The sequence below is a fragment of the Micromonospora auratinigra genome (assembly GCF_900089595.1).
GTDB lineage: Bacteria > Actinomycetota > Actinomycetes > Mycobacteriales > Micromonosporaceae > Micromonospora > Micromonospora auratinigra.
In genome coordinates, this window is record NZ_LT594323.1 from 2,717,032 (window position 1) to 2,730,240 (window position 13,209).

The window sequence follows — 13,209 nt, forward strand, 5'->3', positions numbered from 1 at the left end:
GTTCGGCGCCCGGGTCGGTGTGTCGGCTTCGGCGCGGGACAGGGGCGAGGCCGCCGCGGCCGGTGAGGGGGGATCACCGGACGCGACGGCCTCGGCGACCGGTCGGGTCACCGGTCGGAACTCAGAACGGTCACTCCTCGGGCGCGAGCAGCACGCCGGAGGCGGCGTCGCGCACCGTGATCGCGGACATCGGACACATGTCGGCGGCGTCGATGACCGCGTCGTCCGGATCGGTCTGCGGGGCCAGCGCCGCGGCCTTGCCGTCGCGGATCTCGATCTGGCGGGGCGCCGCGCCGGCGCAGACCCCGGTGCCGATGCAGGCCTCGCGGTCCACGTCGACCGTCCAGCGGGTGGCCACGGCGGTCACCAGGCCACCATCAGCTTGTTCGGGCCGCGCACCAGCAGGCCGGACTTCCACGCCACCCCGGCGTCCCCGTCGGCCAGCCGCAGCTCGGGGAACCGGTCCAGCACGGTGTACAGCGCCACCTGGAGCTCCATCCGGGCCAGCTGCGCACCCAGGCAGTGGTGCGGGCCGTGGCCGAAGGCGACGTGCGGGTTCTGCTCCCGGCGGAAGTCGAAGCTCTCCGGGTTGTCGAAGATCTCCGGGTCCCGGTTCGCGCCCGGCAGCGAGACCAGCACCGGCTCGCCGGCCCGGACGGTGACGCCGCTGAGCTCGACGTCCTCCACCGCGTACCGGGGGAACATCGCGCCCGGGTTGAGCGGGATCATCCGCAGCAGCTCCTCCACGGCCGCCGGCACCAGGGTGCGGTCGGCGCGCAGCTGGGCCAGCAGCTCGGGTCGGGTGAGCAGCGCGTAGACGAAGTTCGGGATGTGCGTGGAGACGGTCTCCACGCCGGTCAGCAGCAGGCCGACGCCGGCGATGGAGAGCAGCTCCTGCTCGGTCAGCCGGTCACCCTCGTCACGCGCCTTGACCAGCGCGCCGAGCAGGTCGTCGGTGGGCTCCGCGCGGCGCTGGGCGACCAGCTTGCCCATGTAGCCGAAGAGCTGCTCGGCGAAGACCATCGGGTCGGCGGTGGTGTTGGTCAGCCCTTCGGTCCAGATCCGGAACTGGGCCCGGTCCTCGAACGGCACGCCCAACAGCTCGCAGATCACCGTGATCGGGTATGGCAGGGCGAACTGCTCGACCAGGTCACCCGGGGAGCCCGCGGCGAGCATCGCGTCGACGTACTCGCCCGCGATGCGCTGGGCGCCCTCGCGCATCTCGTTGACCCGGCGCGCGGTCAGCGCCTTGCCGGCGAGCTTGCGCAGCCGGGTGTGGTCCGGCGGGTCGAGGCCGATGATGCCCTCGTAGGTCATCTCCTCGCGGGTACGCGGCTGGTCCTTGCCCTGCGCCGCGGCCCGGCTGAAGCGCGGGTCGGTGAGCACGGTCTTGACGTCCTCGTACCGGGTCGCCAGCCAGGACACCTCGCCGTAGGGCAGCTTCACCCGGGCCAGCGGCTCGGTGGCGCGCAGCTCGGCGTACGCCGGGTCGATGTCGATCCCCGGTTTCTCGGCGAACGGGTAGCGGCGGATCTCCTGATCGATCGTCACGGGACACTCCTCGGGTCGCACCGGGCACAGGCAACGGCGCTGTCGATGTCTTCCGGCCACTTCGTGCGGTACGCAGCGGCCCGGACGCCGCGCCGGGGCACCGCCCGGACCAGGCGTCAGATACGTAATCAGGAAAGGAAATCCACCTACACCCCCGTGCCGCCCCTAGCCGCCCCCTACCGGAATCGGTAAGGGCGGCACTGGGGTGCGGTTAGGGGTCCGCTCGTACGCGCCGCCACTAGCCTCGGGTCGAGGCAAACGCGCTGTCGAACGCCGAGCGAATCTCGCGGGCGCGCACCGGTGATTGAGTCACGCCACGTCGGTGGGCGCAACCCCCATGGAGGATGGTTGATGTCCCTGCTCGTTTCCACGACCGTCGACCCGGGACGGTTCCATTCGTTCGGGCCGCACCACATCGACGAACTGGGCAGCCGGTACGGATTGTCGGCCGACAATGTGCAGGCGATCCGCACCATTTCCCAGGTGCTGCCGTTCCGGGTCAACGAGTACGTGCTGTCGCACCTCGTCGACTGGGACCGGATCCCGGACGACCCGATCTTCCGGCTGGTGTTCCCGCAGCGCGGCATGCTCGCCGCCGACGACGAACGCCGCCTCGGCGAGCTGCTGCGCGCCGGCGACCGCAAGGAGCTGCGCGCGCAGGTGGCCCGGATCCGGGCCGGACTCAACCCGCACCCGTCCGGGCAGCAGCAGCACAACGTGCCCACGCTGGACGGCGTGGAGCTGCCCGGCATGCAGCACAAGTACCGGGAGACGGTGCTGTACTTCCCGCAGCAGGGGCAGACCTGCCACGCGTACTGCACCTACTGCTTCCGCTGGGCCCAGTTCGTCGGCGACGCCGACCTGCGCTTCGCCGCGCCCGGCCCGGAGCAGCTCGTCAGCTACCTGCACCGGCACCCGGCGGTGACCGACGTGCTGGTCACCGGCGGCGACCCGATGATCATGTCGACCGAGCGGCTGCGCAGCCACCTGGAGCCGCTGCTGCGGGTGGACACCGTACGCACCATCCGGATCGGCACGAAGTCGGTGGCGTACTGGCCGTACCGGTTCGTCTCCGACAGCGACGCCGACGACCTGCTGCGCCTGTTCGAGCAGATCGTCGCCACCGGCCGCACGGTGGCGGTGATGGCGCACTTCAGCCACCCGCGCGAGCTGGCCACCGAGGTCGCCGGCCGGGCCATCGCCCGGATCCGGGCCACCGGCGCGGTGGTCTACTGCCAGGCCCCGCTGATCCGCTACGTCAACGACGACCCGCGCGTCTGGACCGAGATGTGGCGGGCCGAGCTGGCCGTCGGCGCGGTCCCCTACTACCTGTTCGTGGAGCGCGACACCGGTCCCCGGGACTACTTCCAGGTGCCGCTGACCCGGGCCGCGGACATCTTCCGCACCGCGTACCAGCAGCTGCCCGGCCTGGCCCGGACGGTGCGCGGGCCGGTCATGTCGGCCACCCCCGGCAAGGTGCTGGTCGACGGCGTCGAGCGCACCCCGCACGGCGACTTCTTCCAGCTGCGGCTGATCCAGGCCCGCGACCCCCGGCTCGTCGGCCGCCCGTTCCGGGCCCGCTGGTCGCCGGCGGCCGCCTGGCTGAGCGACCTGGAGCTGGACCCGGCCGCGCCGGCCGACATCCTCGCCGCGGTGGGACCGAGCGCCGCCCGCACCGAGGCCACCGTCACCGCCTGAGGCGGCACCGACCCGAAGGGAGCTGGCGATGGCCGGCCGGACAATATCCCCCAACCTCGCGCTCGACCAGCTGGTCCAGGAACGGATCGCCGCCGGCGAGTCCATCGTGCACCTGGGTTTCGGGGAGTCGCGCCTGCCGGTCTTCGGGCCGCTGAAGGAGCGGCTCGCCGAGGGCGCGGACCGCAACGCGTACGGACCGGTGGTCGGGGACCCGGCGACCCGGGCGGCGGTGGCCGGCTACTTCGCCCGGCGCCGGCTGCCCACCGACGCGGAACAGGTGATCGTGGCGCCCGGTAGCAAGCCGCTGCTGATGGCGCTGCAACTGGTCGCCGGCGGTGACACCCTGGTCGCCCTGCCGAGCTGGGTCACCTACGCCCCGCAGGCCCGGCTGGCCGGCAAGACCGTGCTCGGGGTGCCGATCCCCGCCTCGTGCGGCGGGGTGCCCGACCCGGCGGCGCTGCGCGAGACGATCCGCGCCGCCCGGGTGCTCGGCCACGACCCGAAGATCCTGGTCCTCACCTCGCCGGACAACCCGACCGGCACGTACGCCCCGGACGACCTGGTCCGCGAGCTGTGCGCGATCGCCGAGGAGGAGGACCTGCTGATCGTCTCGGACGAGATCTACCGGGACATCCTGCACACCCCCGGCACGGACCTGCTCAGCCCGGCCGAGGTGGCCCCGCGCCGGACCGTGGTGATCACCGGGCTGAGCAAGAGCCTGGCGCTGGGCGGCTGGCGGATCGGCGCGGCCCGGTTCCCGGCCGGGCCGGCCGGTGAGCGGCTGCGCGCCGACGTCGCCTCGGTGGCCAGCGAGATCTGGTCCACCCTGGCCGGACCGATGCAGGCCGTCGCCGGGTACGCCTTCGCCGAGCCGCCGGAGGTGCGCGAGCGGCTCGCCGCCGACGCCGCCCTGCACGGCGCGGTCGCCGCGGCGGTGCACCGGATCATGGTGGACGCGGGCGCGACCTGCCGGCCGCCGACCGGCGCGTTCTACGTCTACCCGGACTTCGCCCCGCTGCGCGGGCCCCTCGCGGAGCAGGGCGTCACCGACGGCGCGTCGCTGCAACGCCACCTGCTGGAGGAGCTGGGCGTCGCGGTGCTCTCCGGGCACCACTTCGGCGACCGGCCGGAGGCGCTGCGGTTCCGCGCCGCGACCAGCATGCTCTACGGCGCCACCCCGGCCGAGCAGCGCGCGACGCAGCAGGCCGCCGACCCGCTCGCCGTGCCGCACGTCGCCGACGCGCTGACCCGCCTCGAGCAGGCCCTCGCCAAGCTCCCCCGCTGACAAGGACACCGAGATGACCAGCGCCATCGTCTTCCCCGGCATGGGACCGTGCGACTTCCGCGACGTCGCGAAGTTCATGCTCGTCAACCCGTACGCCCGCGAGCTGCTGGGCGCGGCGAGCGACGCCCTCGACTACGACCTGTTCGACCACTACCGGGACAGCGCCAGCGACTACTCCGAGTACGCCCAGGTCGCCTTCCTGGTCAACTGCCTGGCCCTGGCCCGGTGGGCGGAGCGGGCGCTGGACCTGCGCCCCGATCTGATCGCCGGGCCCAGCTTCGGCGGCAAGGCCGCGGCGGTGCACAGCGGCGCGCTGGACTTCGCCGCCGCGGTGCGGCTGACCGCGCAGCTGTCCCGGATCGAGACCGAGTACTTCGCCCGGGAGCAGCGGGGCGTGGTCACCATGTCCTTCGTCCGCACCCCCGAGGAGCGGCTCGCGGAACTGCTCGCCGAGCTGGACGAGGCCGGCGAGTGGTACGAGATCTCCTGCTACGTGGACACCGACTTCTGGATGCTGTCGCTGCACGAGGGGCGCACCGACTGGCTGGCCCAGCGGTTGCGCGCGGTCGGCGCGCTCCCCCTGTACGTGATGGACCCGCCGCTGCACGCCAGCACCTTCCGGCCGCTGCGCGAACGGGTCGAGGCGGAGCTGTTCGGCTCGTTGGACCTCACCGACCCGGACGTCCCGGTGATCGCCGACCAGGACGGCACGGTCCGCGACACCGCCGCCGGGGTGCGGGCCATGCTGCTGGACGGCATCCACCGCCCGGTGCGCTGGCCGAGCGTGGTCGAGACGTTCCAGCGGTTCGGCGTCCGCACGGTGCACGTCTGCGGTCCGGACCGGCTGTGGGGCCGGGTCGGCGCCACCACCCGCAACTTCGAGACCACCATCGTGGACCCCCGGCGGGCGCTGCGGCCGGTGCGCCGCGCGGCCGTCGCGGCATGACCGCGACCGCCGAGCACGGAGGCACGAGATGACCCGACACACCGACTACGCCCTGCACGGGCGGTTCCTCCAGGGGCTCGCCGCCGCCCCCGGGCGGACCGCCCTGCACCTGCCCGACCGCGAGGTGAGCTACGCGGAGCTGCACGAGACGGCGTTGCGCTGGGCGGGGGCGCTGGCCGCCGGCCCGGACGGGCCGCCGCGGGTGGTCGGCATCCTGGCCGGCAAGACCCTGGAGTCGTACGCGGGCCTGCTGGCCACCCTGTACGTCGGCGCGACCGCAGTGCCGCTGCACCCGGAGTTCCCGGCCGCCCGGACCGCCGGCATGCTCACCGCCTGCGGGGTCTGCACCCTGCTGCTCGACGCGTCCGGGCTGGCGGTGCGGGCGGAGCTGGGCGAGGCGGGCGCCGGGGTGCCGGTGCTGGCGCCGCTGGCCGACCCGGACGGTGTCGGCGACGGCCGGCGGATCCCGCTGACCGGGGCCGCCCCGCTGGACGCGCCCCGTCCTGCCGGCCCGGACGACCTGGCGTACGTGCTGTTCACCTCCGGGTCGACCGGCCGTCCCAAGGGGGTGCCGATCACGCACGGGAACCTGCGGCACTACTTCTCGGTGCTGGACGACCGGTACGACTTCGGGCCCGGGGACCGCTTCTCGCAGTCGTTCGACCTGAACTTCGACTGCGCGATGTTCGACCTGTTCTGCGCCTGGGGGGCGGGTGGCAGCGTGCACCCGGTGCCGCCGGCCGCGTACCGGGACCTGCCCGGTTGGGTCGCCGAGCGGGAGCTGACCGTCTGGTTCTCCACCCCGAGCGCGATCACCCTGGCCCGCCGGACCGGCCGGCTCGCCCCGGCGGCGATGCCCGGCCTGCGCTGGAGCTTCTTCGCCGGGGAGGCGCTGCACGCCGCCGACGCGGTCGACTGGCAGGCCGCGGCCCCCGCGTCCACGCTGGAGAACATCTACGGCCCGACCGAGCTGACCGTCACCATCACCGGCCACCGCTGGTCGCCGCGTACCTCCCCCGACCTCTGCGTCAACGGGCTGGTGCCGATCGGGCACCTGCACGACGGGCACGACGGCGTCCTGCTCACCGAGGACGGCACGGCCTCCGAGGTGGAGGGCGAGCTGTGCATCACCGGCCCGCAGCTGACCCCCGGCTACCTCGACCCGGCCGACGACCGGGGCCGCTTCCTGGACCGGGACGGCCGGCGCTGGTACCGCACCGGCGACCGGGTGCGCCGGCTGGAGAACAAGGAACTGATCTACCTGGGCCGGTTGGACGCGCAGGTGCAGGTGCACGGCTGGCGGGTCGAGCTGGCCGAGATCGAGCACGCGCTGCGCGGCTGCCCGGGCGTCGAGGACGCGGTCGCGGTGGCCCGCGCCGGGGACGCCGGCACCGAACTGGTGGTCTTCTACACCGGGACGCCGACCGCGCCGGCGGAGCTGTCCCGCGGACTGCGTCAGGTGCTGCCGAAGGGCATGCTGCCGCGTTCGTACCGGCACGTGCCGGAGTTCCCGCTCAACTCCAACCGCAAGGTCGACCGGGCCCGGCTGACCCGCGAGGCCGCCGCCGGCTGAGCGACGCCGCCGGGGCCGGGCCGCCGTCGGCGGTCCGGCCCCGTTCCGGCGTACGCGATCCGGCCCGGCCCGGCCCCGGATGCGGGGGTGACGGACACAGCCGACTCCGGGTGCAGGGATCACGGGCGCAGGAGTCGGCTGGTCAGCGCCTGCAAACTTGATGACGTGGATGATTCAGCGTCGGCGGCGACGACGGCATCGACAGCGGCATCGGCGGTGGCGGTGATGCGTTCACGTCATCAAGTTTGCAGCGACACGACAGGTCGGTCTTCGTGCCGGTCCGGCGGGCGCTTCGGACGTCGGAGACCCGCCCCACGACCGGGCTGCGGCCCGCCCACCACTCGCCACGGCCGGCCGCGATCGGGCCGTGGGCACGGCGGCGCCCCTGGGCGGTCCCCCTCCCCCGCCGGGACCGACCAGGGGCCGTCAACGCACAGTCGGATCAGCCCTGGGTGGGCTGGGCCGCCAGGGCGGCGAGGGCCCGGCGGTCGACCTTGCCGTTGCCGTTGACCGGCAACTCGTCGATGACCCGCACCTGCTGGGGCACCATGTAGTCGGGCAGCGCCTCCAGGCAGAACGCGCCCAGCTCCATCTCCTCCACCGCGTCGACGCCGTCGGCCAGGGTGACGTACACGGCGAGGACCGGATCCTTGTCCTCCTGGGGCAGCATCAGCGCGGCCGCCCCGGCGATGCCCGGGAACTCGCGCACCCGTCGTTCCACCTCGCCCAGCTCGACCCGGTTGCCGCGCACCTTCACCAGCGAGTCGGCCCGGCCGGTGAAGTACAGCTCGCCGCCCGCACCCCGGTACGCCAGGTCACCGGTGCGGAAGACGAGCTGCCCGGCCGCCGGCAGCAGCGGGTCGGGCACCAGCGCGGCGGCGGTGGCCTCCGGGTCGTTCCAGTAGCCGTTGAACAGGGCAGCGCTGCGCAGGTGGATCTGGCCGAGCACGCCGGGCTCGTCGACGCAGCGGCCGTCCTCGTCGATCAGCAGCATCTCCGCGCCGGGGTGGGCGTGGCCGATGGAGATGCGGTCGAGGTCCGCCGGGAGCGGGTTCGGGACGTCGGTGAAGGAGGCCGCGATGGACTCGCTGCTGCCGAAGCAGTTCACCACCCGGGCGTACGGCAGGGCGCGTTGCAGCTCCCGCAGCTCCGGCAGCGGGAAGTTCTCCCCGGAGTAGAGCACCCCGCGCAGCTGCCCGCCGAGCGCGGCCAGGCCGGCGAACTCGTGGCGCAGCACGCCCCGCCAGATCGACGGCACGCCGTTGACCTGGGTGGCGCCGGAGTCGGCGAGGAACTGCACGAAGCGCCGGGGCCAGCGCAGCAGCGACCGGGGCACCGGCACCACGGCCGCGCCGCTGCCCAGCGCCAGGCCGATGTCCAGCAGCGAGAAGTCGAACTGCAGCGGTGAGGTGGTGGCGACCCGGTCCTCGGCCGACACGATGCCGTGCCGCAGCATGCCCCGGTAGAAGGCTAGCACGCCCCGGTGGCTCATCACCACGCCCTTGGGCCGGCCGGTGGTGCCCGACGTGAAGATCATGTACGCCGGGTCGGCGGGGGTCAGTTCCCGCCGGTGCCGGGTCCTGGGCGCGGGCGCCCGTTCGACCCGGATGCCGTCCGGGCCGAACCGCGCGGTGCCGAGCGTCGCGGGCACGCCCTCGCGCCGCCCGTCCTCGGGTTGCAGGTGCAGCGCCGCCTCGGTGCTCTCGGCGATCAGGGCGAGTCGCTGCGCCGGCGTCTCCGGGCTGACCGGTACGAAGATCAGGCCGAGCGTGGAGCAGGCCAGCAAGGCGGCGATGGCGTCCGGGGAGGTGTCCGACTCCAGCAGCACCCGGTCGCCGATGTCCAGGCCCAGCGTGTCGAGGGCGGCGGCCCAACCGTCCACCCGCTGGGCGAGCTGCCGGTACGAGATGGCGCCGACCTCGCCACCGACGACCTGGATCACGGCCGGCCTGTCGGGCGTCAACCGCGCGCCCGCCAGCAGGAACTCGTGCAGCGTCTCCACGGAGGCGTGCGTACGCGCGAAAACCTCTCGACTCATGGCCGGAGCGTATCGGCGGCCCTGAGTGGGACCCACCCGCATCGGCACCCCTAACGACCCCTAACCCGCGCCGCGGGAAGCGCGAGAAATTGTCGGGTCGTCAGCGCCCGGCGGCCGTTGTTAGCGTTTCCGTACCCGGCACCGGAAGGAATTCACCGACATGTGGGATCAACGGTTCGAGACCATCCTGCGCCAGCACCTGCCGTTCCTCGGCCCGGACGAGCCGCTGCTCGGCGGCACCAGCCTGCGCGACTCGGGCCTGGACTCCCTGGCCATGGTGGAGCTGCTGGCGACGCTGGAGAGCGAGTACAACGTCCGCTTCCTGGACGAGGCGATGTCGATGGAGACGTTCGCCACCCCGCAGACGCTGTGGAGCGTCATGAGCGACATGCTCGGCGCGCCCGTGTGAGCGTGCCGGGAGACCCCCGGAAGAAGAATGCCCGTGACCTTTTCGGTCACGGGCTTTTTTCGTGCTGCCGGTTTCTCGTCCCACTTAAACGTATATCGCACCCCGGGGCTTGCGGCAAGGCCGGGGCGGTGCCGCAGAATCATCGGCCGGACCGGGGGCGGACGAGGAAATGGGGCACGACGTGCGGTACGTGGTGGGTCTTCACGAACTCGACGAGACGCAGGTTCCGCTCGCCGGCGGCAAGGGCGCGCACCTGGGCGCGCTGTCCCGGATCGACGGGGTCCGCGTACCGGTCGGGTTCTGCGTGACCACGGCGGCCTTCCGCCGCGTCGCGGCCGGGGTGCCGGCGCTCGACGACCGGCTCGACCGGCTGTCCCGCCTGGGCCCGGAGGACCGGGACGGGATCCGCGCGCTCAGCGCGGAGATCCGCCGCGACGTCGAAGGGGCCGTCCTACCCGACGAGGTGTCGGCGGCGATCACCGGGGCGCTGGCCGGGCTGGGCGAGCGGGTCGGCTGCGCGGTCCGCTCCAGCGCCACGGCGGAGGACCTGCCGACGGCCTCCTTCGCCGGCCAGCAGGACACCTACCTGAACGTCGTGGGGCCGGCCGAGGTGCTCCGGCACGTCAGCCGGTGCTGGGCGTCGCTGTTCACCGACCGCGCGGTGACCTACCGGCAGCGCCACGGCATCGACCACCGCGCGGTGCGAATGGCCGTGGTGGTGCAGCGGATGGTGTTCCCGGACGCGGCCGGCGTGCTGTTCACCGCCGACCCGGTCACCGGACACCGGCGGGTCAGCTGCGTGGAGGCCGGTTTCGGGCTCGGCGAGGGGCTGGTCGCCGGGCTGGTGAACGCCGACGCCTACCGGGTGCGCGACGACCGGATCGTCGAGCGGAGCATCGCCGGCAAGCCACTCGCGGTGCGCGCCGCGCCGGCCGGCGGGTCCACCACCGTGCCGGTCGACCCGCCGCGGCGGGACCAGCCGGCCCTGACCGACGAGCAGGTGCTGCGGCTGGCCCGGCTGGGCCGGCGGATCGAGGCGCACTTCGGCTCGCCGCAGGACATCGAGTGGTGCCTGGTCGACGACGAGTTCCGGATCGTGCAGAGCCGGCCGGTCACCACGCTGTTCCCGGTGCCGGAGACCGACGACGGGGAGAAGCACGTCTACGTCTCCGTCGGGCACCAGCAGATGATGACCGACGCCATGCGGCCGCTGGGGCTGTCCGTCTGGCAGCTGACCGCGATGGCGCCGATGCGGCACGCCGGCGGCCGGCTCTTCGTCGACGTGGCCCGGACCCTGGCCGTGCCCGCCCGCCGCGCCGCCCTGCTGGAGCTCGTCGGCAAGGGCGACCCGCTGGTCCGCGACGCGCTGGAGACCGTCGTCGCCGGCGGCTTCCTCGCCCCGGCGGAGACCACCCCGGGAGCAGCCCGACCGGACCCGGGAGCAGCCCGACCGGACGCCGGAGCAGCCCGGGCCACGCCGGTCGAGACCGATCCGGGCGTCGTCACCGAGCTGATCGGGCGCAGCGAGGCGGCGCTGGCCGTCCTGCGGCGCGACATCGCGACGCGTACCGGGCCGGCGCTCTTCGACTTCCTGCTGGCCGCGTTCGAGGAGCACAAGCGGCTGCTGGGCGACCCGCTGAGCATCCAGGTGATCATGGCCGGGATGGAGGCCACCTGGTGGCTCAAGGAGCGGCTGCTGGCGTGGCTGGGTGAGAAGAACGCCGCCGACACGCTCACCCTCTCCGCGCCGCACAACATCACCTCGGAGATGGGGCTGGCGCTGCTGGACGTCGCCGACGTGATCCGCCCGTACCCGCAGGTGGTGGCCTTCCTCGAACAGGTCGGCGACCGGGACTTCCTGGACGACCTGGCCGGGCTGCCCGGCGGGGCGGCGGCGCGCGACGCGATCCGGGCCTACCTCGACCGGTACGGCATGCGCTGCGTCGGCGAGATCGACATCACCCGGCCGCGCTGGAGCGAGCGGCCGGGCACGCTGCTGCCGCTGCTGCTCGACAACGTGCGCCATTTCGGGCCGGGTGAGCGCGAGCGGCGCGTCACGCGGGGCCGGCGGGCGGCCGAGCGGAAGGAACGGGAGGTCCTGGCGCGGCTGCGGGCCCTGCCGGACGGCGAGAGCAGGGCCGCCGAGACGAAGCGGATGATCGACCGGGTCCGCACCTTCATCGGCTACCGGGAGTACCCGAAGTACGCCATCATCAGCCGCTGTCTCGTCTACAAGCAGGCCCTGCTGGCCGAGGCCGGGCGGCTGGTACGGGCCGGGGTGCTGGTCGAGGAGGAGGACGTCTTCTACCTCACCTTCCCCGAGCTGCACGAGGTGGTGCGCAGCCGGCGGGTCGACCACGGGCTGATCCGGCGACGCCGCGACGAGTTCCGGTCGTACCAGGCGCTGACCCCGCCGCGGGTGCTCACCTCCGACGGCGAGGCGGTCGACGGGGCGTACCGGCGTGACGACGTGCCGGCCGGCGCGCTGGTCGGCCTGGCGGTCTCCGGCGGGACGGTCGAGGGTCGGGCCCGGGTCGTCACCGACCTGGCCGGGGCCGGCCTGGAACCGGGCGACATCCTGGTCACCGCGCACACCGACCCGAGCTGGTCGCCGCTGTTCGTGACGGTCGCCGGCCTGGTCACGGAGGTGGGTGGCCTGATGACGCACGGCGCGGTGATCGCCCGCGAGTACGGCCTGCCGGCCGTGGTCGGGGTGCCGCACGCGACCCGGTCGATCCGCGACGGGCAGCGGATCCGGGTGCACGGCACCGACGGGTACGTCGAGCTGCTGTCCTGACCGGGCTCAGAGCTTGTCGAGGAACTCGGTGAGCAGCGCGTCGAAGCGGTCCGGGGTCTCCAGGTGCGGCAGGTGGCTGGCCCCTTCGACGATCTCCCAGCGGGCGCCCGGGATCAGGTCGTGGAACGGCCGTACGGCGGCCGGGGTCACCTCGTCGTGCTCGCCGCTGAGCACCAGCGTCGGCACGTCGATCAGCGGCAGCCGGTCGAGCAGGGAGTAGTCGCGCAGCGTGCCGGTGACGCAGAACTCGCTGGGGCCGTTCATCGAGTGGTAGACCGTCGGGTCGCCGTTGATCTCCATGAAGGTCGCCATCAGCTCCGGCGGCAGTGGCCTGCGCCGGCACACGTGCCGCTGGTAGAAGACCATCATGGCGGCGGTGTAGGCGGGGCTGTCGGTGGTGCCGGCCGCCTCGTGCCGGCGCAGGGTGGCGTCGACGCCGGGCGGCAGGGCGGCGCGCAGCCGGTCCAGCTCCGGCAGCCACAGCGGGTACGAGGCCGGCGCGTTGGCGACCACCAGGCCGCGCAGCCCGGCGGGGCGGCCGGCGGCGTGCGCGGCGGCCAGCACGCCGCCCCAGGACTGGCCGAACAGGACGTAGTCCCCGGCGACGCCGAGCCGGTCGAGGAGGTTGTCCAGCTCGGCGAGGAACAGCTCGACGGTCCAGAAGTCCGCGCCCCGGCCGGGCAGGTGGGTGGAGCCGCCGTTGCCGAGCTGGTCGTAGTGCACCACCGGCCGGCCGGTACGGCTCAGCCCGGCCAGTCCGAGCAGGTAGTCGTGGGTGCTGCCGGGCCCGCCGTGCAGCACCACCAGCGGTGGCGTGCCCTCGTCGAGCCGGCCGGTGACCCGGTACCAGGTGCGGTGCTCACCGAACTCGACGGTGCCCTTGGCGGTCGGTGCAGGTGTCATCTCGTCCAC

The 13,209-nt window shown here is 73.6% G+C and carries 10 protein-coding genes; 6 read left to right on the plus strand and 4 right to left on the minus strand.

From position 1 onward, the window contains the following. Positions 1–130: 130 nt before the first annotated feature. Positions 131–367 carry a ferredoxin gene (locus GA0070611_RS12065; RefSeq protein WP_091662703.1) on the minus strand — a complete coding sequence of 79 codons (237 nt, stop codon included), beginning with the start codon at positions 365–367 and terminating at the stop codon, positions 131–133. Next, entirely contained in the window at positions 364–1,551 is a 1,188-nt protein-coding gene (locus GA0070611_RS12070; RefSeq protein ID WP_091662705.1) for a cytochrome P450, read from the minus strand. The genes GA0070611_RS12065 and GA0070611_RS12070 overlap by 4 nt, the downstream gene beginning before the upstream one ends. 351 nt (positions 1,552–1,902) lie before the next feature. Between GA0070611_RS12070 and GA0070611_RS12075 the strand changes: the two genes are divergently transcribed. Genes GA0070611_RS12075 through GA0070611_RS12090 form a run of 4 tightly spaced genes read left to right on the plus strand, consistent with a single transcriptional unit; the run spans position 1,903 to position 7,053 of the window. Then, positions 1,903–3,249 (plus strand): KamA family radical SAM protein, encoded by a 1,347-nt coding sequence (locus GA0070611_RS12075; protein ID WP_091662708.1) that lies wholly within the window; start codon positions 1,903–1,905, stop codon positions 3,247–3,249. Between the two features lie 28 nt (positions 3,250–3,277). Beyond that, positions 3,278–4,534 carry a pyridoxal phosphate-dependent aminotransferase gene (locus tag GA0070611_RS12080; protein WP_091662712.1) on the plus strand — a complete coding sequence of 419 codons (1,257 nt, stop codon included), beginning with the start codon at positions 3,278–3,280 and terminating at the stop codon, positions 4,532–4,534. Positions 4,535–4,547: 13 nt separating this feature from the next. Further along, positions 4,548–5,480: an ACP S-malonyltransferase gene (locus tag GA0070611_RS12085; protein ID WP_091662716.1), complete on the plus strand. Its 933-nt coding sequence runs from the start codon at positions 4,548–4,550 to the stop codon at positions 5,478–5,480. 28 nt (positions 5,481–5,508) lie between these two features. Beyond that, complete coding sequence (locus GA0070611_RS12090; RefSeq protein ID WP_091662720.1) at positions 5,509–7,053, plus strand: AMP-binding protein; 1,545 nt, start codon at positions 5,509–5,511, stop codon at positions 7,051–7,053. 442 nt (positions 7,054–7,495) lie between these two features. Here GA0070611_RS12090 and GA0070611_RS12095 read toward each other — a convergent pair whose 3' ends face one another. Beyond that, entirely contained in the window at positions 7,496–9,091 is a 1,596-nt protein-coding gene (locus GA0070611_RS12095; protein WP_091662724.1) for an AMP-binding protein, read from the minus strand. A 160-nt stretch (positions 9,092–9,251) separates the two neighbouring features. On the opposite strand from GA0070611_RS12095, the gene GA0070611_RS12100 reads away from it, so the two are divergent. Both GA0070611_RS12100 and rph read left to right on the plus strand, forming a co-directional pair. Next, entirely contained in the window at positions 9,252–9,500 is a 249-nt protein-coding gene (locus GA0070611_RS12100; RefSeq protein ID WP_091662728.1) for a phosphopantetheine-binding protein, read from the plus strand. A 169-nt stretch (positions 9,501–9,669) separates the two neighbouring features. Beyond that, complete coding sequence (gene rph, locus GA0070611_RS12105; RefSeq protein ID WP_091662731.1) at positions 9,670–12,297, plus strand: rifamycin-inactivating phosphotransferase; 2,628 nt, start codon at positions 9,670–9,672, stop codon at positions 12,295–12,297. 6 nt (positions 12,298–12,303) lie between these two features. Here the strand turns inward: rph and GA0070611_RS12110 are convergent, their stop codons facing one another. Beyond that, positions 12,304–13,209 (minus strand): proline iminopeptidase-family hydrolase, encoded by a 906-nt coding sequence (locus GA0070611_RS12110; RefSeq protein WP_231921501.1) that lies wholly within the window; start codon positions 13,207–13,209, stop codon positions 12,304–12,306.